Below are 20,507 nucleotides of genomic sequence, written 5' to 3' on the forward strand. Positions count from 1 at the left end.
CTCAGGTCTGATGAAGCGGATTGCGCTGCAGAAAGGTGTTATAGTGCACAGTCATCTGGTCGTCCGCAATCTGCACAACTCCATAGGCTGGCGGTTCATCACAGAATTCCCCGTCAACGCTGTCGGCAGTCAGAGGGATTTGGTGATTGAGGCTGGGCAGACTGGTGAACGGGATGCCACGCCAATTCACATAGGTCATGCGATGGACATGCCCATAGAAGACGTGGCGAATGTTACGCCCGTGACCGAGTGTTTCAAAAAACACTTCGGCTTCGACCAGGCGGATGTCGTCCACATAGGGAATGCCGATGTCAAAAGGCGGGTGGTGCATGAACAAATAGCAGGGCTTATCCCCCGCCGAGATCAGCTGTTCTTTCAGCCAATTCAAACGCAAGGCGCACAGCTGGCCTTCATGCATATCCGCACCGTCTTTTGTCGTATCCAGAAAGATAAACTTTCCCGCGTCGGTCTCGATGCTGTGCTGAACAAAGCCATTTGAATCCACATGGTCATCCGTAAAGACCGTTCTGAAAACCTGACGATCATCATGGTTGCCGATCATCAGGTGACAAGACAGCGGGAAACCGTCCAGATGTGACTTGAGCACCTGATAGGCTTCAGCCCTTCCAAACTCGGCCAGGTCGCCGGATATCACGCAAAACGCTGCATCCGAATGCCATTTGGCGATGTCCTCTAGGCAACGGGAAAATTGGGTCGAAGGAACGCCGCCATTCAGGTGCCCGTCTTGGTCAACAAGGTGTATATCTGTAATATGTATGAATTTCATCTACCTGCCCACTTGCCTTGTATGGTTGTCCAAATATGCCAGGCGGCCGGGTTCCATCCCCATTGGTTACGACAAAGATTATCCCGATTTCGACAGATCAGTTCCGCCCTGATTTGCCCGGGTCTGATAACGGGCTGAAGGCTCCAAAACAAGAAACGCCGCAGTGCCTAGGGCAACGCGGCGTTGTCAAATTTCGCTAATTGGAAATTAGCTTTGTTTGGTGACCTGAGTGAAGTCCAGCTCGACCGGGGTTTCCCGACCAAAGATCGAGACCGAGACCTTCAGCTTCTGGTTATCGTCATCCACACCTTCGACCATGCCGTCGAAATCTTCGAACGGACCGTCATTCACCTTGACCTTCTCGCCAATTTCGAACGAGATCATCAGCTTGGGCGCTTCTTCGCCTTCCTGGACACGGTTGAGGATCTGGTTCACCTCGGCATCGCGCATCGGCATCGGGCGGCCTTGCGGACCCAGAAAACCAGTGACCCGGTTGATCGAGTTGACCAGGTGATACCCTTGATCCGACATTTCCATATGTACCAGCACGTAACCCGGCATAAAGCGACGTTCGGTTGTGACTTTCTTGCCCCGGCGCACTTCGATCACCTCTTCGGTGGGCACCAGAACTTCGTCAATGTCATCCTCAAGGCCCTGCTCGGCCACCGACGTGCGGATCTGCTCTGCGATCTTCTTTTCGAAATTCGAAAGAACGCTGACCGAGTACCACCGTTTCGCCATGAACCTGTCGTCCTTGTTTGCCTTCGGCTGCATTCCATGTACCGGAAAAGCCGTTATTAAAAATCTGTCGCGTCACCCGGAATAAAAAGCGGCGCACAGCCCGAATCGCCGCACGCCCATTCCGAATAGTACCGCGTCACCTACTCTGACATCGCAAGCTGTGCAAGGGGGCAGCGACGTTTCCGACCTGCCCGGCCCGGTTTAACCGAACATGCCCAGAATCAGCTGCAGGCCACCACGAATACCAAGATCGACCAGCGCAAAGAACACAGCCGTCAGTGCTGCCATGATGAACACCATGACCGTGGTCAGCAACACCTCGCGGCGGGTTGGCCAGACGACCTTTGAAACCTCGGCACGGACCTGCTGAATAAACTGGATCGGATTCATAGTTGCCATTTGGCTTTGTTCTCTCTGCTAGCGGATGGGCCGGACATAACCGGGCATTGAGGCAATTTCAAGGGGGCCGTCAGGGCTTGGGCTTATCGTCCCATTCGTCGCTTAGAATGCGGCGCGCATCGCCTTCGGGGTCGTCATATTGGTTCGACCGAACGGTATAGATGAACGCAAACAGGCCAACCCCTCCCAAAAGCAGGGAAATCGGTATGAGATAGGCCAGAACTTCCATTCAGATCACCTTAGCCGCAGCGCGTTCAGAGAAACGGTAATGGACGAGGTCGACATTGCCAATGCCGCGATCAGCGGTGTGGCTAGGCCCGCAACCGCCAGTGGCACTGCAATGATATTATAGATGGTTGCAATACGGAAGTTCTCGCGAATCCGTTTCGTTGCCTTAACCGCGGTATCGCAGGCACCCGCAATCGGCGACATGTCATTACCCAACAGCACGATATCGGATGCCACTCGCGCAGCATCTAGCGCCGAGGCCGGTGAAATCGACACATGCGCCGCGGCCAGCGCCGCCGTGTCGTTCAGCCCGTCACCAACCATCAGGACGTGGCAGCCTTGATCCCGCAGGCTTTGCACATGGGTTGCCTTGTCCTGTGGCAGGGCCTGCGCAATCCATGTCTCAATCCCCAGCTTACCGGCCAGCATCTCAACCGCGCCTTGCGTATCGCCCGAGATCAAAATGACCTTTTTCCCCTCATCGCGAAACGCCTGAACCGCCTCAGCCGCACCGGCGCGCAATGTGTCCGAGAACAAGAACACTGAAGGCGCCCGCCCTGCTAACGACAGCCAGGCCGCAGTTTGTTCAGCCTCTTGCCCACCGGTCCATTCGGCGCGTCCCAGACGCACGGGATGGTCCTGAAAGATGCCTTCGGTGCCGTACCCCGGAACTTCAGAGATCCCCTCTACATTTGCAGGCGTGACCCCCGCTTGACGGGCAGCCTGCGCCAGCGCAACAGAGAGCGGGTGCGACGAGACCTCGGCCAGTGCCAGTGCAATTTCCAGATCGCCGGGCGCATGATCCGCAAGATTGGTCAGCTCCGGCGTTCCCGAAGTCAGTGTTCCCGTCTTGTCGAACACAACCGTATCCACCTCGGCCAGGCGTTCCAGCGCTGTGGCGTGTTTGATCAACATCCCCTTGCGGAACAACCGACCCGAGGCCGCCGTCGTCACCGCCGGTACGGCCAGACCCAGCGCACAGGGGCAGGTGATGATCAGCACCGCTGCTGCGATATTCAGCGCGGTGCGGATATCGCCGGAATAGATATACCAGCCCAGAAAGCTCAGCGCCGACAGGATATGCACGCCCGGTGCATAAAGCTTGGCTGCCTTATCCGCCAGCGAAGTATAACGCGACCGCCCAGATTCCGCGATGGCCACAAGATCGGCCATGCGGTGCAGCGAGGTATCCTCACCCACGGCTGTCGCCCGTACGGTCAATGGACCCGTTAGATTTACCTCGCCAGCACTGACCGTCAGACCGGTTTCCGCAAATACCGGCAAGGTTTCACCCGTCAGCAGCGATCGGTCGAGCTCGGATTGCCCGGAAACGATTTCGCCATCCACCGGCATTCGGCCGCCGGGACGTACCAGGATCAGATCACCCACGCTCAGCGTTGCGACGGGCACCTCAACTTCTTGACCATCGGCCAGCCTGATCGCGCGCGGAACTTCCAACGCGGTCAACTCCTCGGCTGCGGATCGGGCGGCGGCGCGGGTACGGTAATCCAGATAGCGACCGGCCAGCAGAAAGAACGTCAGGGTCAGGGCGGCGTCAAAATAGGCGTGCTCACCACTCAGCGCGGTTTCCCACAGCGATGTGGCCAATGCCAACAGGATTGCCAACACGATCGGCACATCCATATTCAGGCGACCGACGCGCAAGGCGCTCCAGGCATTAGCAAAGAAGGGCTGCGCCGAAAACGCGATCGCAGGCAAAGCAATCGCTGCCGAAATCCAGTGGAACATGTCCCGCGTTGCATCGGTTGCCCCTGACCAGACAGAGACAGACAGCAACATTACATTCATCGAGGCAAAACCAGCCACCGCCAACCGCATCAACAGGTCGCGACCAGCCTTGTCGGACTGCGTGGCAGACAGGGATCCAGGGTCCAGCTCGTGCGCCTCAAAGCCTGCGCGTTCAAGCACCGGGATCAGATCGGCGGCCCGCAGATCGGGCGCGGCTTTGACCATCGCGCGTTTCAAGGTCAGGTTCACGCGTGCGTCCTCGACCCCTGGCTGGGCATTCAATTCACGCTCGACCGTGGCAATACAGGCCGAGCAGTGAATTCCCGGCAATGACAGCGCGATCTGCACTTCCTGCGGGATCGGCCTTGCGGGCTCTGCCGGGGCGGCGATACAGCCGGGGCAAGCTGCGGTGCCAGAGGACATCTGCGTAGACATCCCCTAGCCCTTCACATAAAGCGGCACGCGCTGTGCAAACTCGGCCCCGCTGTGATCTTTGGCAACCAGCCGAATGTTCCAGTTGCCTGGACCCAGCGATGCCGGAGTCGCATATGCAGTCCCGTCGAATGTAAAACCGGGAGCGAAATCATCTTTGACATGGGTCGCGCGGCCCACAACGGCCTGCAGGTCAGCCACCTTGACCGGTGCGCCCGTCTGATCGGTTATATGCAGGATCAGCAAGCCGCCCGAAATCTCGGCGCGGATAAACCAGCCCAGCGCCTGATGTTCCTTCAGGCGTTCGTTGAATTCCTGGCTGGCGACATAGGAATTCTTGACCTCGAGCCCCGGAAAGGTCTTCACCGCGCTATAGGCCAGAACCAGGTTCACCGTGATGATCACGCCAAAGGATGCAACGAACACAGCCAGCGCATGTTTGCCGGTGAATTTACGTTCAGCCATGTTCAGTTCCCTCGTCCGTTAAACGTGGTGTCCTTATAGGCGCGCTCACCGCTTTGCAGGTCTTCGACCCAGATGCGGACCGGCGTCGTATCCAAAGTTGCTGGCCCGGTGTCGCCCGATGCGACGATGTAAACACGGGTCAACTGTGCCGTATCCGCCGTCACATTGACAGTCTCACCTTCAACCCCCTCGATCTGTATCTTCAGGGCCGGATCACCGGACAGGGTCAGCTGGAATGGGCGGTCCTCGCCATGTTTGTTCCGCAGTCGTACATCATAAGTGTTACGAATAGTGCCGTCAGAAAGGGTTACAAATGTCGGGTTTCGCACCGGCGCTACGGTCAGATCAATGTCAGACCGGATGAACAGGGCGAACAAAAGCGCGAAGCCAACCGCAGACCACATACCCGTATACATGATGGTCCGAGGCCGCAGGATGTGTTTCCAGACATTCTTGGGCGGATGACCGGCGCGTTCACTCGATTCGTCGCTCAACGCCATGTAGTCGATCAAGCCACGCGGCTTGCCAATTTTGGCCATCATGTCATCGCAGGCGTCGATGCACAGCGCACAGGTGATACATTCAAGCTGCTGACCGTCGCGGATGTCGATACCGACAGGGCAGACATTCACACAGGCCATGCAATCAATGCAGTCCCCAAGATCGGAATCCGCGCTCCGCTTGCCTTTGCCGCGCGGTTCACCGCGCCATTCGCGATACCCAACCACCAGAGTATCCTCGTCCATCATCGCGGCCTGAATGCGCGGCCAGGGACAGGCGTAAATACAGATCTGCTCGCGTGCGAACCCACCAAACAAAAAGGTCGTCCCCGTCAGGATCAATATGGTTGTATAGGCGACCGGATGTGCATCTCCGGTCACTAGGTCACGGACCAGCGTTGGCGCATCCGCGAAATAGAACACCCAGGCACCACCCGTTGCCAGACCAATAAACAGCCAAGCGACCCATTTGGTGACACGCAGCCTTGCTTTGTGGAAATCCATCTTTTTCTGACGATGCAGGCGCAGACGGGCGTTTCGATCACCTTCGATCCAGCGCTCGACCAAGATATACAAATCAGTCCAGACGGTCTGCGGGCAGGCATAGCCGCACCACACGCGCCCCAGCGCCGATGTAAACAGAAACAGGCCCAGACCGGCCATGATCAGCAACCCGGCCACGAAATAGAACTCGTGCGGCCAGATCTCGATCCAGAAAAAGTAAAAGCGCCGGTTGGCCAGATCCAGCAGCACCGCCTGGTCCGGGAGGCTGGGACCGCGATCCCATCTGATCCAGGGTGTGACGTAATAGATCCCCAGCGTGACCGCCATGATGAACCATTTCAGGTTGCGAAACGGGCCGGACACGCGGCGGGGAAAGATCGGTTCGCGCGCTGCGTATAGGCTGGGGGCGGGGTCGGAATCGCTCACGGGCTGGCTCCAGATGTAGCTGTTCTACGGCGTCTTCTTCCAGATCATACGGGCAGCCACTTTGACATGGGTCAAAAGCGCATCGTAAAGACACCTTTTGTCACATCTTACCAGCTTGCCGCCTGAGCCACCTGATAAATATCTTCACCCCAGGACGAAGCGGCATATTCCCGGTGACAATATGGTATCCGCGCCCGTCGGGTTCGCGGAACAGTTCGACCAATCGACCCGCAATGATATCCGCTTCGACAAAATGCCGCACGGTGGCCGTCACACCCTGCCCGGCGCGCACTCCCTCAAGCAGCAGGTTTCCCGGCAAGGCGATGCGGCCAGCGCCGGGGCTGTGGTCCACGCCGTGACGGGCCAGCCATTGCGTTGCCTCCGTTGTGCCGAACTCCTCAAGCCAGGGCAGACGGCTGAGTGCTTTAGGTGTCACAGGTGCCCGCCCAGTCAACAGGGATGGCGCAGCGACAATCACGATCGGACTTTGCAACAGCAGTTCGGCCGTCACATCGGGCCAGTCCCCTGCCCCATATCTGATCGCCAGATCCACGCCGCCCGGGTGCAGATCGACCAACCGGGGCGAAGGATCCAGCGCAAGGTGAATGCCTGGATGCTCGGCCTGAAATGCGGGCAAGCGCGGCATAAGCCACGAAGCTGCGAAAGAGGCCGTCAGCGATACGTGGACCGGGCGATCCTCGGTTGCACGCTTCAGGTCAGTGACCGCCGCACCTATGGCCCCAAATCCCAAATGCAGGGCACGCGCCAGAACCTTGCCCTCGGCCGTCAGGGTCATGGATTTACCGGATCGGTCCAGAAGGGCCAGATCCAGGTGTTTTTCAAGCGCACGCAGTTGTTGGCTGATCGCTGCGTGACTGACATTCAGCGACGCCCCTGCCTGAACAACATTTCCAGTCTCAGCAAAGGCAGAAAAGGCGCGCAAAGCCGCAAGCGGCGGCATATCCATCCAGTTCATCTGTAAGCCCTACTTACATATTGGAATGGTAATTGAGTCGCATTTATCAGGCTAAAGATCAATCCTGATAACAGCGGCAACACAATCCAGGAGGGATCAGATGCTTGCGATACTGGCACGAAGTTTCATGGTAGCCACCAAAACAGAGGCTAACGGCAAAGGCACTGGCACAGATAGCCGCGACCTTGCGCGCGGCAGTTGGCTGCCGGACCATCACTGGTGGATTGAAAAGTCTGGCCCGCGCGAAAAGGCGCATCTGGACTGCACCAATGGGGGCCTGTAGTCTGAAAATAGTAGCACCGGCTGTTCAGGAAACGCGCGAACAGAGAGAACAGCCGGTGCCTTAACCTTCGGGCGGCGAACCGTCCGAAGGTATTCTTTTGGCCTTACTGACCGCCACCCAACTGGTGGACATAGGCCGTCACAGCGCGGATCTGCGCGTCCGTAAGGCGGTTTTCCCAAGCAGGCATTACACCGAAACGGCTATTGGTCACGGTCTCAGTCAATGCCTCTGCGTCGCCACCATAGAGCCAGATCGCATCGGTCAGGTTGGGTGCGCCCTGAAAGACGTCACCAGTGCCATCCTCGCCATGACAGGACGAACAGTTATCTTCGAAGACGACCTTGCCTGCCTGCGCAGCTACGTCATCAGTCTGCGCATTGGTCAGGGACATCACGTATTGAACCACTTGGGTGATCTCGTCATGTTCCAGGATTTCGCCAAATGCAGGCATTTCGGAATAGCGCGCATCGTCGCTTTCCTCGTTGCGAATGCCATAGGCGATTGTGGTCTCGATATCCTCAAGCGAACCGCCCCACAGCCAGGCGTCATCCAGCAGGTTCGGGAATCCTGGTGCACCCTGCGCGCCTGAGCCGTGGCATTGCGCACACCAGGTACGGAACACCGCGCCCCCGGCATTCGCCGCGTATTGCTGCAGTTCGGGATCTGCCGAGATATCTTCAAGCGATGTTTCCACAAGCTTGGCGTTCCAAGGGGCATTCGCCTCTTCAAACGCAATCATCTCTTCTTGTACCAGAGCGCGAGAGGACCAGCCCAAAACGCCAGCAGTGGCGGATTGAACCAAGGGCCATGCGGGATACATGATCGTATAGATCACCGCCCAGAAGATGGTGGCGTAGAATGTCCACAACCACCAGCGCGGCATCGGGTTTTCGAATTCTTCGATACCATCCCAGCTGTGGCCGGTTGTACTCGGATCACCCGGCTGTTTTTCAGGTGTCTTGCTCATTGCCGCGCCTCCTTGGATGTGGCGGGATTGTCGTCGCCCCGCAGGGGCGCTGGTGCATCATCATGCCGAAACGGGATATTCGCGGTGTCCTTGTATTCCTTGCTGGAACCCGGGCGAAAAACCCAGATTATGATCCCAACAAAGAAAACAAAGAGCAGCAGCAACATCCAGCTATCCGCGAATTGCCGTAAGAGTGTATATTCTTCCATCACACCCTCCTTTACCGGTTCGCGTCTGGGGTGAAGGTCGAGAAATCGACCAGCGTTCCCAGCATCTGCAGATAAGCGACCATCGCATCCGCTTCGGTCAGCTCGGGCTGACCATCGAAGTTCCGCACGCTGACCTTGTCACCATAGCGTTCCAGCAGGCCGTCATAGTCACTGTCGGGATCGGCCTGCGCCCGGAAATCCGCCACGGCGTTCTCCAGCATCTCTTCGGTATAGGGCGTGCCTACCAGCGCATTCGCCTTCATGACATCACCGATATACTTACCGTCAATCTTGCGATGCTCGAGGAAGCCGTATTTCGGCATTACAGATTCAGGCACCACCGACTGCGGGTTGCGCAGGTGATCCACATGCCACTGGTCAGAATAACGACCACCGACACGGGCCAGATCAGGGCCGGTGCGTTTGGACCCCCACTGGAACGGATGATCATACATTGATTCAGCCGCCAGCGAGTAGTGGCCATAGCGCTCGACCTCATCCCGCATCGGGCGGATCATCTGACTGTGGCAGACATAGCAGCCTTCGCGGATATAGATGTCACGGCCCGCCATTTCCAAGGGGGTGTAAGGGCGCATGCCCTCCACCTTTTCGATGGTGTTCTCAAGATAGAACAGCGGGGTGATCTGCACGATGCCACCGATGGTCACGACCAGGAAGCTGAAGATCAGCAGGAGGGTCGCGTTGGTCTCGAGGATCTTATGTTTGTCGAGAATTGCCATTGCTCCGGCCCTCCTTATTCAGCCGGGACCGCGACGGTCAGGCTGGCCTCTTTGGCCGGCGCTTTCCGCACAGTCATCCACAGGTTGTAGCACATGATCAGCGCCCCAGCGAGGAACATGACCCCACCCAGAGCTCGCACCACATACATCGGGAACTTGGCAGCCACGGTGTCGGCGAACGAGTTCACAAGGAAACCGTTGGCATCCACTTCGCGCCACATCAGGCCTTCCATGATACCTGTCACCCACATCGACGCGGCGTAGAGCACGATGCCGATAGTGGCGAGCCAGAAGTGCCAGCTGACCATTTGCAACGAATACAGACGCTCACGCTTCCACAAGACAGGAACCAGGAAGTACAGAGCACCAAAGGTGATCATGCCGTTCCAGCCCAGCGCACCCGAATGCACGTGACCAATGGTCCAGTCGGTATAGTGGCTCAAAGAGTTAACCGCTCGGATCGACATCATCGGGCCCTCAAAAGTGGACATGCCATAGAAGCCGACCGAAATCACCATCATCCGGATCACCGGGTCCGTACGCAGCTTGTCCCACGCACCCGATAGGGTCATCAGGCCGTTGATCATGCCACCCCAGGACGGCATCCACAGCACGATCGAGAACACCATGCCCAGTGTCGAGGCCCAGTCGGGCAGCGCTGTATAGTGCAAATGGTGCGGACCAGCCCAGATATACAGGAAGATCAGCGCCCAGAAGTGGATGATCGACAGCTTGTAACTGAACACCGGACGTTCGGCCTGTTTCGGGATGAAATAGTACATCATGCCCAGGAAACCGGCAGTCAGGAAAAAGCCCACAGCATTGTGGCCGTACCACCACTGGATCATTGCGTCCTGAACGCCTGACCAGACGATGACAGATTTCGAACCCCAGATGCTGACAGGGATAGTCATGTTGTTGACCAGATGCAGCATGGCGACGGTAACGATAAAGGCCAGGTAGAACCAGTTCGCCACATAGATATGAGGCTCTTTCCGCCTGACGATTGTTCCCAGGAACACGGCAAGATAGGCCACCCAGACGATGGTCAGCCACAGATCGACATACCACTCCGGCTCGGCGTATTCCTTGGACTGGGTTCCGCCCAGCACATACCCGGTCGCAGCCAGCACAATGAACAGCTGATAGCCCCAGAAAACGAACCATGCCAGATTGCCGCCCCACAGGCGCGCGGCGCTGGTCCGCTGGACGACGTAGAAGGACGTTGCGATTAGTGCGTTGCCGCCAAAGGCAAAGATAACCGCCGATGTATGCAGCGGACGCAATCGGCCAAAATTCAGATATCCTTGTGCCCATTCAAAGTTCAGCACCGGATAGGCCAGCTGAAAGGCGATGAATGTCCCGGCAAGAAAACCAACCACGCCCCAAAAGGCCGTCGCGATTACGCCGTAACGGACCACATCGTCCATGTACTCGCCTGAACGATCTATGAGGATATCTGGCTCATCCGTGTTTCTAAGCGTCCAGATGAACAATCCCGCGGCGATCAACATCACCAGAATTGCATGCACCTGATACGCCAAATCGCGTGCATAATTGGTCCCGATCGCTGCAAACAGCACGATCAGACCAAGCACGATCAGCTTGATGTAATTTGACATATTGCGTCCCTTTGCCATGCTCCGCGCGATTCTTTTTTGTCGCGGAACCCATTTGACTGGTCGTTGTTTTGTCCGAGGACAGCCCAAACTGCTTTGATCTGTATCAAGACAGAATAGCGAATATTGTGACAAGGCTACAGAAATGATTTGGCCGGAATGTCGCAGACGGAACGGCCCTAGAGGCAAGAGGTCAAGATGGCGTATAAGTCCCTTCTCACAGTTCTAACGGAAACGGAACAATCGGCCCCGGCGCTGGCACAGATGGCAGCCCTGGCCACAGCCCAGGATGCGCATGCCGAAGCCCTGTGCCTGGGGGTCGATCGCAGTCAGACCGGCTATTACTATGCTGGCGCCAACGCGCTGATTCTGCAGGAGACCCTGTCCCGCGCCAAAGCAGAGGCCGAGGACACCCTGCACTATGCAGAGACCTATCTGAACAGTTCCGGCGTACGCTGGTCTGCGGAAAGCGGCGTGGCCCAGATTGCCGATATTGGTCGCCACGTTGCCCATCGGGCGCGGTTCTCGGACCTTGTTATTTTGCCGCAACCTTACGGAAAAGACCGCAGCGTCGAAGCAGAGCCTATCGTCGAGGCAGCCATGTTCGAAGGTCACGCTCCGGTTCTGGTCATACCCGAAAACACGACGCCTTTTGACAAGCCCGGTACTGTCTTGGTCGGCTGGAACGAAAGCGTCGAAGCCATGCGCGCAATTCGCTGCGCCCTACCCTTCCTGATCGGGGCCGATCAGGTGCGGATCGTGGTGATCGACCCACCAACGCATGGGCCGGATCGCTCGGACCCCGGTGGGTTGTTGTCCCAGATGCTGTCGCGCCACGGAGTTAAGTGCGAAATCGACGTGCTCAGCAAAACAATGTCGCGTGTATCGGACATCCTGAACCGCCATGCGACGGATACCGAAACAGATATGATCGTCATGGGCGCCTATGGGCATTCCCGATTCCGAGAAGCCATCCTGGGCGGCGCGACACGTAATATGCTGGAACAATCGACTGTTCCGGTGTTCATGGCACATTGAAACGGCAGAGCCGCCCAGCGGGCGGCTCTTATCCGCGTTTCACAAGGCCGATCAGGAAAAGCAGAATGATTGCCCCAATGGTGGCGAAAATAATTGACGAGACCAGACCGCCGCCAACGGCAAAACCAAGGGCTGGGAAAATCAGCCCGGCCAGAAATGCCCCGACAACGCCAACGATGATGTTACCAATCAAGCCGAATCCCCGGCCTTCCATGATCTTTCCGGACAACCATCCCGCGATGGCACCAATAAGCAGCATGGCCAAAAGGCTGCTGAATCCCATGACTTACTCCTGACGCAGTTTCACTGGTCCCACTAAACCACGGTTAAGACAACGGGTCACGCCGTATGTGAATCACACCAGATATCCGCCATCGGAATCGTCGCCTGCCTCTTCCATCAACCGGCCCATGTCCGGAACAGATACACGGCGCTTGCCTTCTAGCAAGATGATCTCGTCTTTCTTCAGGGCGGATATCTGACGGCTGACGGTTTCCAGTGTAAGGCCAAGGTAGTCTGCCATCGCCTCGCGCGTCAGCGGAAGATCAAAAACGATTGGGCTGGAACTCCCGTTCTGCCCAATCGACGCATCCCGGCGCGCGATGATGGACAACAGGCTTGCGATTTTTTCGCGCGCAGTCTTGCGCCCCAGCACCAGCATCCATTCACGGGCAGCGTCCAGCTCATCCAATGTCATCTGAAGCAAACGATGCGCGATATGCGGAGTCGCACCCATCAGTTCTTCGAACGGCTTCTTACGGAAACAGCACATGACAATGTCAGTCGTTGCCACGACGTCGTAAGGCGCTGAATCTCGACCTGGACGACCGACGAAATCGCTGGGCAGCAAAAGGCCAACCATCTGCGTGCGCCCATCTTCCATGGTCTGAGTCAAAGAAGCGATCCCCGACACGACCGAGCCCACGAAATTCATCTGATCACCGGACCAGATGATTGTCTGCCCAGCCTCGAAGCTGCGATAATATTTAATACCTTCAAGAAGCTCCAGCTCATGAACATCGCAATTCGCACAGACTGCTCTGTGGCGGATTGGACAATCTTCACAGTTTGTATGATCGATTTTGAAAATCTGTGTCATGCGCGTTCCCACTTGATCTCTATCAAGGTTGCTAGGCGTGCCGTCCTCTAACGGTATCGCCATGATAGTTAAACCACAACTTGCAAAGCTTGGACTATTTGACGCGAAAGTACCGCGCTACACAAGCTATCCAACAGCCCCTCACTTCAACAATGATGTGGGGGTAAACCTTTACGAAAACTGGATTACCGGCATTAAACCCGGAAGCTCCGTCTCGTTGTACATACACGTGCCCTTCTGCCGCAGGCTGTGTTGGTTTTGTGCCTGCCGAACACAGGGGACGCAAACTGACAACCCGGTCATCGCCTATGTCGATGTCCTCAAGGCCGAGCTTGATCTGCTGGCCGCGCGCCTGCCTCAAGGCGTCACCCTCTCGCGTCTGCACTGGGGCGGCGGCACACCAACGCTGTTGAATCCCGATCTGATGCGAGATCTGGCCACACGCATTCTGGATGTTATCCCGCTGGGCCCGGGTGCTGAATTCTCGGTCGAAATCGACCCGAACGAGATTGACCAAGCCCGACTGGACGCGCTGGCCGAAGCGGGCATGAACCGTGCCTCGATCGGCGTGCAGGATTTCGACGATGAGATTCAGAAAACTATCGGTCGCGTCCAAAGCTATGACACCACGCGCGCAGCTGTGGACATGATCCGTGCCCACGGCATTACCAGCCTGAACGCTGATATCCTGTACGGTCTGCCGCATCAGACCAAATCAAGGATGACAGAAAGCGTACAGAAACTGCTGTCACTGAACCCCGACCGCGTTGCGCTGTACGGATACGCCCACGTGCCGTGGATGGCCAAGCGGCAACAGTTGATTCCTTCGGACGCATTGCCCACGCCCGAGCAACGTCTGGAGCTGTTCGAGACGGCGCGTCGACTGTTCCTCTGGGATGATTACGCCGAGATCGGAATTGACCACTTTGCCACGCAGGATGATGGTCTGACACATGCGCTCAGGACCGGGCGACTGAAACGGAACTTTCAGGGTTATACGGATGATCAGGCCGAGGTGCTGATCGGTGTGGGCGCAAGCTCGATCTCGCGATTTCCTCAGGGCTACGCCCAGAACGCACCGGCAACATCGGCCTATACGAAAGCCATCCGCGAGGGGCGCTTTGCAACCTCGCGCGGACATTTGTTCAAAGGGCAGGACATTTTGCGCGCACGTCTGATCGAAGCGCTGATGTGTGATTTTCAGATCAATTCGGCTGAGATTCTGCGTGACCACAACATATCCGCCCAAGAGCTGAACGAGATGTACCAGAGGGCCAATGCCGACTTCAACAATCTGCTACACGTCACCAAGGATGGCCTGTTCATTCCACCCGAGGCCCGGCCGCTGACCCGAATGATTGCCCGCAGCTTTGACGCCTATGACCTGAGCAAAGCTGGCCACAGCTCGGCGATCTGATTGCTTACAGGTGGGCCCGGTTGTGCGGCCTGCCGCTTAGATACCAGTACAGGGGCTTGACGCGAGCCTCTGGTTGTCTTCACACTTGGGCGGAACGATCCGAACCCTGAGGCAGGTGAATTCGCAGTCAGTCCTCGCCCACGCAGCCGTGTGGGTCGGCCCTTTTCGTGCAGGTATTACTGCAACCTGAAAAGAGGGACATCACTCATGCGCGTATTCACCGTCCTCGGCCCCAGCCAATCTGGCAAGACAACCCTGGTCGAGGCCATAAGCCGCCTCGACAACCGACCCACCACATTCGATGTCTCCGGAACCGTGCACTTGCACGGTTTTTCTTACTTGGACGAGCCCTGGTGCGCGATCGATGTGGACGGGGGCAGCGACAATCTGGGTTATGTCGGACCAGCCATGGCGATTTCGGATGCGGCGGTTGTGGTTGTCCCGCCGGACCCAGACGCGGCTGTCTTGTGCGCGCCCTATCTGCGGCTGGTTGAAGAGGCGGGCATTCCCTGTTTCCTGTTCATCAATCGGATGGATGCCCCAAATGGCCGTATCCGGGATATCATCGCCGCGCTACAGACCTACTGCACCCACCACATCGCCCTACGTCAGGTCCCTATTCGCGACGGTGAGACAATAGTCGGCGCGGTCGACCTGATCTCGGAGCGGGCTTGGAAATATCAGGAAGGCCAGCCCTCGGCCCTGATCGAACTGCCGCACTCGGTCGAGGACCGCGAACAAGAAGCCCGCACCGAGCTGCTAGAGACGCTGTCGGACTTTGACGATCACCTGTTAGAGCAGCTGATCGAAGACAAACAGCCCGCAAGTGCCGAGATCTACGATCTGGCCGCGCAGGTTTTGCAGAACCACCAGTTGATCCCCGCCTGTCTGGGCGCGGCCAGCCATGGCAATGGCCTGACCCGCCTGATGAAAGCCCTGCGGCACGAAGCCCCTGAGTTCAACATTGCCGCCAACCGCGATGAGGCCACCGAGACTGCCCGCGCCATTGCGGGATTCGCGGACGTGAAGAAACATATCGGCAAGATCATCGTCCTTCGTGGCCTGGGAGATGGCGTGCGTGCGCATGAAGCTTTGGGAGGTGAGACAGTCGGCAATCTGACGACACTTGACGCCAAGACCCAGATTTCCGGGCTGGAGGCAGGTCAGATCGGGCTGGCCGTGAAATCCGATCACCTGATCCCCGGCAATATTTACGACAGCAAATCCGAATCTCCGTTGCCGGAATGGGCATCATCACATCCAGTCGCCCAACGTCAGATCGTATCACCCGCGCATGAGCGAGATGACGTGCGCCTGTCGAACGCTCTGACCCGTCTGGTCGAGATCGACCCCGGTCTCCATCTGGAGCAGGATGAGCTGAGCGGCCATGCGGTGCTGGGCTCTCAAGGCCCGCAGCACATGCGCCGGATCACCGCCAAACTGGCCGAAGATTTCGGGATCGAAATCGTGGCCGACCCGATCGAGACCGCCTATCGCGAAACCATCCGTGCGCCCATCGAACACCGCCACCGTCACCGCAAGCAATCCGGTGGTGCGGGTCAGTTTGCAGATGTCGTGATCTCGGTCACGCCCATGCCGCGCGGATCAGGGTTTCAGTTCGAAGAGATCGTGAAAGGCGGTTCGGTGCCGCGCAACTATATTCCCTCAGTTGAACACGGGGCCAAGGACGCGCTGGAGCAGGGGCCTGAGGGCTTCCCTGTTGTTGATGTCAAAATCACGCTGAGTGACGGCAAACACCACAATGTGGACAGTTCCGATTATGCTTTCCGCACCGCAGGCAAGAACGCCGTACGCGAGGCGCTGCCTCAGGCCAAACCGGTGGTCCTGCAACCCATTCTGAACGCAGAGATTCACCTGCCATCCGATTTCGTCGGTGATCTTGTCCCGACGATCAGTTCCTTACAGGGTCAAGTGCTGGGATTCGAAGGCAACCCCAACGCTTCGGGCTGGGAGATTTTCAATGCCCAACTTCCTGCCGTGGCCGAGGATGAGTTGCATCGCACCCTGGCCAGCGCCACACGCGGCACCGGTTGGGTAAAGTTAAGCTTTGATCACTATGAAGAACTGCGCGGCCCGATACCGAAAGCGGCAACACGGGAAACCGCAAACGCGTGAAAAACACGGCGAGCGGGCTTCAGCCCGCTGCCGCAATCAATTCGCGGGTGTAATCTGTCTGCGCGTTTTCGAACAGGTCTTCGGCAGCGCCCATTTCAATCACGTCACCGTTCCGCATAACGATGACATTATGTGACATCGCCCGGACCACTTTTAGGTCATGGCTGATGAACAGATATGCCAACCCGTATTTCCGCTGCAGATCTCGCAGCAAGTCTACGATCTGCACCTGAACCGTCATGTCCAGCGCGCTTGTCGGCTCATCCAGCACCAGAAGTTTGGGACGGAGCACCATCGCCCGTGCGATGGCGATACGCTGCCGCTGCCCGCCCGAGAACTCGTGCGGATACCGGTCCATCGACGCCGGGTCCAGCCCCACTTCGGTCATCACATCCGCCACCAGATCACGCGGGGAGCGGTGTGGATCAACCTTGTGGATTGCCAGACCTTCGGCGATGATTTGCATACAGGTCATGCGCGGGCTCAGGCTGCCAAACGGGTCCTGAAACACAATCTGCATATCCTTGCGCAAACGGCGCAATTCGCGTGTGGACCAACGGCGCACATCCTGGTCGCGAAAGGTGATACCACCCTCGGACGCGATCAGCCGCATGATGGCCAGCGCCAACGTGGTCTTGCCCGACCCGCTTTCGCCCACGATCCCCACGGTTTCGCCGGCGCGCACGCTGAGGCTGGCGTCATTCACCGCCTTAACATGGCCGACAGTTCGCTTGAGAAAGCCGCGCTGGATCGGGAACCAGACTTTCAGATGATCAGTGCGGGCGACCTCTTCTGCATCCGCGGCGACCGGATCGGGTTGGCCCGACGGTTCGGCCGCCAGCAATTTCCGGGTATAGGGATGCTGAGGGTTCTCGAAGATGTCCGCGGTTGCACCGGCTTCGACAATCTCTCCGTCCTTCATGACGCAAACTCGATCGGCGATCCGGCGCACGATGCCAAGGTCATGGGTGATGAACAGCATCCCCATGTTTTCGGCTTTCTGCAGGTCTGCCAGCAACTCGAGTATCTGTGCCTGAATGGTCACGTCCAGCGCCGTGGTCGGTTCATCTGCGATCAGTATGTCCGGCTTATTGGCAAGCGCCATGGCGATCATGACGCGCTGCCGTTGTCCGCCCGAAAGTTGGTGCGGATAGCTGTCCAACCGATCCTTCGGGTCCCGGATACCAACCTTCGTCAGCAACTCGACAATCCGATCACGGGCCGCGTCGCCCACCACCCCCTGATGCAGCGCCAGCGACTCTGCCATCTGCTTCTGGATCGTGTGCAACGGGTTCAACGATGTCATCGGTTCTTGAAAGATGAAACTGATGTCGTTGCCGCGCACATCCATCAGATGTTGCTCGGACGTCCCGATCATCTCTTGCCCGTCATATTTCACCGAACCTTCGACAATCGCACTGTCTCCCAACAGCGAGACGGTCGACAAGGCGGTCACAGATTTTCCGGACCCGGATTCCCCTACCAAAGCCACGGTTTCCCCACGATCCACGGTGAAGGACACGCCCTTGACCGCCGCACTGACCTGCCCGTCCTGCCGGAACGAAACCTTGAGGTTGTTTACATCCAGCAGGCTCATGAGAAGGTCTTTCTGGGATCAAACGCATCGCGGACGCCTTCGAAAATGAAGACCAGAAGCGACAGCATGATGGCAAAGGTGAAAAAGGCGGTAAAGGCCAGCCAAGGGGCCTGCAAGTTCTGTTTTGCCTGCAAGGTCAGCTCGCCAAGTGACGGGGCCGAGGACGGCAGGCCGAAGCCCAGAAAATCCAGCGAGGCCAGCCCGCCAATCGTTCCGGTGACGATGAAGGGCATGAAGGTCAGCGTGGCGACCATTGCATTGGGCAGCATGTGGCGAAACATGATCGTCCTGTTGCTGACGCCCAACGCCCGCGCCGCCCGGACATATTCCAGGTTTCGCGCCCGCAGGAACTCAGCTCGAACAACGCCAACCAATCCGGTCCAGCTGAACAGGATCATGAGCAACACCAGCAACCAGAAACTGCGCCCTAGAATAGCGAACATGATGATGATCACATAAAGCGATGGGGTGGCCGACCAAATCTCGATAATCCGTTGAAAGATCAAATCCAGCCAGCCGCCGAAAAAACCCTGAATGGCGCCTGCGAAGATACCGATCAGGCTGGCAACACCTGTGACCATCAGCGTGAACAGAATGGACAGACGGAACCCATAGATCACCCGTGCAAGCACATCGCGCTTGGTGTCATCGGTGCCAAGCAGGTTCTGACCATTGGGCGGCAGTGGGGCTGCGCCCGGCCGATCAACGCTGGTTTTGAAAGAGTATGGGATCAGCGGCCAGATGGCCCAGCCGCGCTCGAACCCGTCGGCGGCAAAGGATCCGGCCTCGATCTGTTCGATAATGCCGTCAGGATCGTCAAAGCACTGATCCAAACCACCACTGTCTATCAGACAACGCACTTCGGGGTCGCGATAGATTGCTTCGGTTTGGAAATCACCGCCAAACTCGGTCTCTGGGTAGAAATTGAAGATCGGCGTATAAAGCTCACCGCGGTATTTCACGAGGATCGGTTTGTCATTTGCGATGAATTCAGCAAATAGCGACAGGCCGAACAGGATCGAGAAGATGATCAGCGACCAGAACGCCCGGCCATTCCGGCGGAAGTTGCGCCACCGGCGCTGATTCAGGGGGGAAAGCGCCATTTACCCCTCCCGCTTTTCAAAGTCGATGCGCGGATCAACCAGCACATACATCAGATCACTGATGATGCCGACCACCAGCCCCATCAGGCCAAAGATGAACAGCGTTCCAAAGATAACCGGGTAATCGCGTGCGACCGCCGCCTCGAACCCAAGGCGACCCAATCCATCCAGCGAAAAGATGGTTTCGATGATGATTGACCCTCCGAAAAACACACCGATGAAGACGGCCGGAAAACCTGCGATTACGATCAGCATCGCATTGCGGAACACGTGGCCATACAGCACCCGGCTTTCGCTCAGGCCCTTGGCGCGGGCGGTCATGACATATTGCTTTTTAATCTCGTCCAGAAACGAGTTTTTGGTCAGCAAGGTGAGCGTTGCGAAGGCCGAGATGGTCAGCGCCAGGATCGGCAACGCGATATGCCAGAAGTAATCGGCAATCTTGCCAAATACACTCAGGCTGTCCCAGTTGTCCGAGGTAAGCCCCCGCAACGGAAAGATCTGCCAATAGGACCCACCGGCAAATAGCACCAGCAGCAAAATGGCGAACAGAAATCCCGGGATGGCATAGGCCACGATGATGGCGCCACTGGTCCAGGTGTCAAAGCTTGATCCGTCCCTGATCGCCTTGCGAATACCCAGAGGGATCGACACCAGATAGGCAATCAGCGTCGACCAAAGCCCCAGCGAAATAGACACCGGCATCTTTTCCAGCACCAGATCGGTCACACTGATCGACCGGAAATAGCTCTCGCCAAAATCCAGCGTCAGGTAATTACCCATCATATTCAGAAACCGTTCCAAGGGCGGTTTGTCGAACCCGAATTCTTTTTCCAGTTCTTCGATGAATTCAGGCGGCAAGCCACGCCCGCCGATATAGCGATCATTTGTTCCGCCGGTCTGCTGCTCAATATCGCCACCACCGCCAGCGATACCTTCAAATACATCTCCACCACCCTCCATCTGGGCGATGATCTGTTCAATCGGGCCGCCTGGAACAAACTGCACAAGGGTGAAGTTGACGATCATGATTCCCAGCAATGTGGGAATGACCAGCAGCAGGCGTCTTAGAATATATGCTCCCATTTGGGC

At 57.4% G+C, this 20,507-nt stretch carries 21 protein-coding genes; 4 read left to right on the top strand and 17 right to left on the bottom strand.

From position 1 onward, the window contains the following. Position 1: 1 nt before the first annotated feature. The 8 genes from FN806_RS10755 to FN806_RS10790 form a co-directional block, all read right to left on the bottom strand. The gene (locus FN806_RS10755; RefSeq protein WP_142636923.1) at positions 2–787 is read right to left on the bottom strand and encodes a phosphodiesterase; all 786 of its coding nucleotides are present in this window, start codon (positions 785–787) and stop codon (positions 2–4) included. Positions 788–994: 207 nt separating this feature from the next. Further along, a complete protein-coding gene (nusG, locus tag FN806_RS10760) occupies positions 995–1,528 on the bottom strand; it encodes a transcription termination/antitermination protein NusG (protein WP_142637254.1) in 534 nt (177 codons plus the stop codon). 201 nt (positions 1,529–1,729) lie between these two features. Beyond that, on the bottom strand, positions 1,730–1,927 hold the full coding sequence (gene secE / locus FN806_RS10765; protein WP_142636925.1) for a preprotein translocase subunit SecE: 198 nt from the start codon (positions 1,925–1,927) through the stop codon (positions 1,730–1,732). Positions 1,928–1,997: 70 nt separating this feature from the next. Next, positions 1,998–2,156, bottom strand: a complete 159-nt coding sequence (gene ccoS / locus FN806_RS10770) for a cbb3-type cytochrome oxidase assembly protein CcoS (protein ID WP_142636927.1) — start codon at positions 2,154–2,156, stop codon at positions 1,998–2,000. 5 nt (positions 2,157–2,161) lie between these two features. After that, positions 2,162–4,339 carry a heavy metal translocating P-type ATPase gene (locus FN806_RS10775; protein ID WP_142636929.1) on the bottom strand — a complete coding sequence of 726 codons (2,178 nt, stop codon included), beginning with the start codon at positions 4,337–4,339 and terminating at the stop codon, positions 2,162–2,164. A gap of 3 nt (positions 4,340–4,342) precedes the next feature. Beyond that, a complete protein-coding gene (locus tag FN806_RS10780) occupies positions 4,343–4,801 on the bottom strand; it encodes a FixH family protein (protein WP_142636931.1) in 459 nt (152 codons plus the stop codon). A gap of 2 nt (positions 4,802–4,803) precedes the next feature. Beyond that, entirely contained in the window at positions 4,804–6,231 is a 1,428-nt protein-coding gene (gene ccoG / locus FN806_RS10785) for a cytochrome c oxidase accessory protein CcoG (RefSeq protein ID WP_142636933.1), read from the bottom strand. Between the two features lie 100 nt (positions 6,232–6,331). Then, positions 6,332–7,207, bottom strand: a complete 876-nt coding sequence (locus FN806_RS10790) for a LysR family transcriptional regulator (protein ID WP_142636935.1) — start codon at positions 7,205–7,207, stop codon at positions 6,332–6,334. A gap of 100 nt (positions 7,208–7,307) precedes the next feature. Here FN806_RS10790 and FN806_RS10795 point away from each other — a divergent pair, with 100 nt between their 5' ends. Beyond that, the gene (locus FN806_RS10795; protein ID WP_142636937.1) at positions 7,308–7,490 is read left to right on the top strand and encodes a hypothetical protein; all 183 of its coding nucleotides are present in this window, start codon (positions 7,308–7,310) and stop codon (positions 7,488–7,490) included. A gap of 103 nt (positions 7,491–7,593) precedes the next feature. Here FN806_RS10795 and ccoP read toward each other — a convergent pair whose 3' ends face one another. The 4 genes from ccoP to ccoN are packed head-to-tail and all read right to left on the bottom strand — an operon-like array spanning position 7,594 to position 11,028. Beyond that, positions 7,594–8,457: a cytochrome-c oxidase, cbb3-type subunit III gene (gene ccoP, locus FN806_RS10800; protein ID WP_142636939.1), complete on the bottom strand. Its 864-nt coding sequence runs from the start codon at positions 8,455–8,457 to the stop codon at positions 7,594–7,596. Beyond that, a complete protein-coding gene (locus tag FN806_RS10805) occupies positions 8,454–8,666 on the bottom strand; it encodes a cbb3-type cytochrome oxidase subunit 3 (protein ID WP_142636941.1) in 213 nt (70 codons plus the stop codon). The genes ccoP and FN806_RS10805 overlap by 4 nt, the downstream gene beginning before the upstream one ends. Before the next feature lie 11 nt (positions 8,667–8,677). Further along, positions 8,678–9,406: a cytochrome-c oxidase, cbb3-type subunit II gene (gene ccoO / locus FN806_RS10810; protein WP_142636943.1), complete on the bottom strand. Its 729-nt coding sequence runs from the start codon at positions 9,404–9,406 to the stop codon at positions 8,678–8,680. Between the two features lie 14 nt (positions 9,407–9,420). Further along, positions 9,421–11,028 (bottom strand): cytochrome-c oxidase, cbb3-type subunit I, encoded by a 1,608-nt coding sequence (ccoN, locus tag FN806_RS10815; RefSeq protein WP_142636945.1) that lies wholly within the window; start codon positions 11,026–11,028, stop codon positions 9,421–9,423. Between the two features lie 195 nt (positions 11,029–11,223). Here ccoN and FN806_RS10820 point away from each other — a divergent pair, with 195 nt between their 5' ends. Then, positions 11,224–12,063, top strand: a complete 840-nt coding sequence (locus FN806_RS10820; RefSeq protein ID WP_142636947.1) for a universal stress protein — start codon at positions 11,224–11,226, stop codon at positions 12,061–12,063. A gap of 28 nt (positions 12,064–12,091) precedes the next feature. Here FN806_RS10820 and FN806_RS10825 read toward each other — a convergent pair whose 3' ends face one another. After that, positions 12,092–12,346, bottom strand: a complete 255-nt coding sequence (locus FN806_RS10825; protein ID WP_142636950.1) for a GlsB/YeaQ/YmgE family stress response membrane protein — start codon at positions 12,344–12,346, stop codon at positions 12,092–12,094. 72 nt (positions 12,347–12,418) lie between these two features. Then, complete coding sequence (fnrL, locus tag FN806_RS10830) at positions 12,419–13,162, bottom strand: transcriptional regulator FnrL (RefSeq protein WP_142636952.1); 744 nt, start codon at positions 13,160–13,162, stop codon at positions 12,419–12,421. A 61-nt stretch (positions 13,163–13,223) separates the two neighbouring features. Here fnrL and hemN point away from each other — a divergent pair, with 61 nt between their 5' ends. Both hemN and FN806_RS10840 read left to right on the top strand, forming a co-directional pair. After that, a complete protein-coding gene (hemN, locus tag FN806_RS10835; protein WP_142636954.1) occupies positions 13,224–14,579 on the top strand; it encodes an oxygen-independent coproporphyrinogen III oxidase in 1,356 nt (451 codons plus the stop codon). A gap of 207 nt (positions 14,580–14,786) precedes the next feature. Next, the gene (locus tag FN806_RS10840) at positions 14,787–16,715 is read left to right on the top strand and encodes an elongation factor G (RefSeq protein ID WP_142636956.1); all 1,929 of its coding nucleotides are present in this window, start codon (positions 14,787–14,789) and stop codon (positions 16,713–16,715) included. 19 nt (positions 16,716–16,734) lie between these two features. Here FN806_RS10840 and FN806_RS10845 read toward each other — a convergent pair whose 3' ends face one another. From FN806_RS10845 to FN806_RS10855, 3 genes are read right to left on the bottom strand one after another with little or no spacing between them, the layout of a single operon-like run. Next, on the bottom strand, positions 16,735–18,312 hold the full coding sequence (locus FN806_RS10845) for an ABC transporter ATP-binding protein (RefSeq protein WP_142636958.1): 1,578 nt from the start codon (positions 18,310–18,312) through the stop codon (positions 16,735–16,737). Next, on the bottom strand, positions 18,309–19,415 hold the full coding sequence (locus FN806_RS10850; RefSeq protein ID WP_142636960.1) for an ABC transporter permease: 1,107 nt from the start codon (positions 19,413–19,415) through the stop codon (positions 18,309–18,311). Before FN806_RS10850 ends, FN806_RS10845 begins: the two co-directional genes overlap by 4 nt. Beyond that, positions 19,416–20,501 (bottom strand): microcin C ABC transporter permease YejB, encoded by a 1,086-nt coding sequence (locus FN806_RS10855; protein ID WP_142636962.1) that lies wholly within the window; start codon positions 20,499–20,501, stop codon positions 19,416–19,418. Positions 20,502–20,507 lie beyond the last annotated feature (6 nt).

This window comes from Ruegeria faecimaris, assembly GCF_900182615.1.
Taxonomy (GTDB): domain Bacteria; phylum Pseudomonadota; class Alphaproteobacteria; order Rhodobacterales; family Rhodobacteraceae; genus Ruegeria; species Ruegeria faecimaris.

Coding starts and splice junctions, on each gene's coding strand:
- FN806_RS10755 (WP_142636923.1), bottom strand. CDS start 787: ATGAAATTCATACATATTACAGATATACACCTTGTTGACCAAGACGGG.
- nusG (WP_142637254.1), bottom strand. CDS start 1,528: ATGGCGAAACGGTGGTACTCGGTCAGCGTTCTTTCGAATTTCGAAAAG.
- secE (WP_142636925.1), bottom strand. CDS start 1,927: ATGGCAACTATGAATCCGATCCAGTTTATTCAGCAGGTCCGTGCCGAG.
- ccoS (WP_142636927.1), bottom strand. CDS start 2,156: ATGGAAGTTCTGGCCTATCTCATACCGATTTCCCTGCTTTTGGGAGGG.
- FN806_RS10775 (WP_142636929.1), bottom strand. CDS start 4,339: ATGTCTACGCAGATGTCCTCTGGCACCGCAGCTTGCCCCGGCTGTATC.
- FN806_RS10780 (WP_142636931.1), bottom strand. CDS start 4,801: ATGGCTGAACGTAAATTCACCGGCAAACATGCGCTGGCTGTGTTCGTT.
- FN806_RS10790 (WP_142636935.1), bottom strand. CDS start 7,207: ATGAACTGGATGGATATGCCGCCGCTTGCGGCTTTGCGCGCCTTTTCT.
- FN806_RS10795 (WP_142636937.1), top strand. CDS start 7,308: ATGCTTGCGATACTGGCACGAAGTTTCATGGTAGCCACCAAAACAGAG.
- ccoP (WP_142636939.1), bottom strand. CDS start 8,457: ATGAGCAAGACACCTGAAAAACAGCCGGGTGATCCGAGTACAACCGGC.
- FN806_RS10805 (WP_142636941.1), bottom strand. CDS start 8,666: ATGGAAGAATATACACTCTTACGGCAATTCGCGGATAGCTGGATGTTG.
- ccoO (WP_142636943.1), bottom strand. CDS start 9,406: ATGGCAATTCTCGACAAACATAAGATCCTCGAGACCAACGCGACCCTC.
- ccoN (WP_142636945.1), bottom strand. CDS start 11,028: ATGTCAAATTACATCAAGCTGATCGTGCTTGGTCTGATCGTGCTGTTT.
- FN806_RS10820 (WP_142636947.1), top strand. CDS start 11,224: ATGGCGTATAAGTCCCTTCTCACAGTTCTAACGGAAACGGAACAATCG.
- FN806_RS10825 (WP_142636950.1), bottom strand. CDS start 12,346: ATGGGATTCAGCAGCCTTTTGGCCATGCTGCTTATTGGTGCCATCGCG.
- fnrL (WP_142636952.1), bottom strand. CDS start 13,162: ATGACACAGATTTTCAAAATCGATCATACAAACTGTGAAGATTGTCCA.
- hemN (WP_142636954.1), top strand. CDS start 13,224: ATGATAGTTAAACCACAACTTGCAAAGCTTGGACTATTTGACGCGAAA.
- FN806_RS10840 (WP_142636956.1), top strand. CDS start 14,787: ATGCGCGTATTCACCGTCCTCGGCCCCAGCCAATCTGGCAAGACAACC.
- FN806_RS10845 (WP_142636958.1), bottom strand. CDS start 18,312: ATGAGCCTGCTGGATGTAAACAACCTCAAGGTTTCGTTCCGGCAGGAC.
- FN806_RS10850 (WP_142636960.1), bottom strand. CDS start 19,415: ATGGCGCTTTCCCCCCTGAATCAGCGCCGGTGGCGCAACTTCCGCCGG.
- FN806_RS10855 (WP_142636962.1), bottom strand. CDS start 20,501: ATGGGAGCATATATTCTAAGACGCCTGCTGCTGGTCATTCCCACATTG.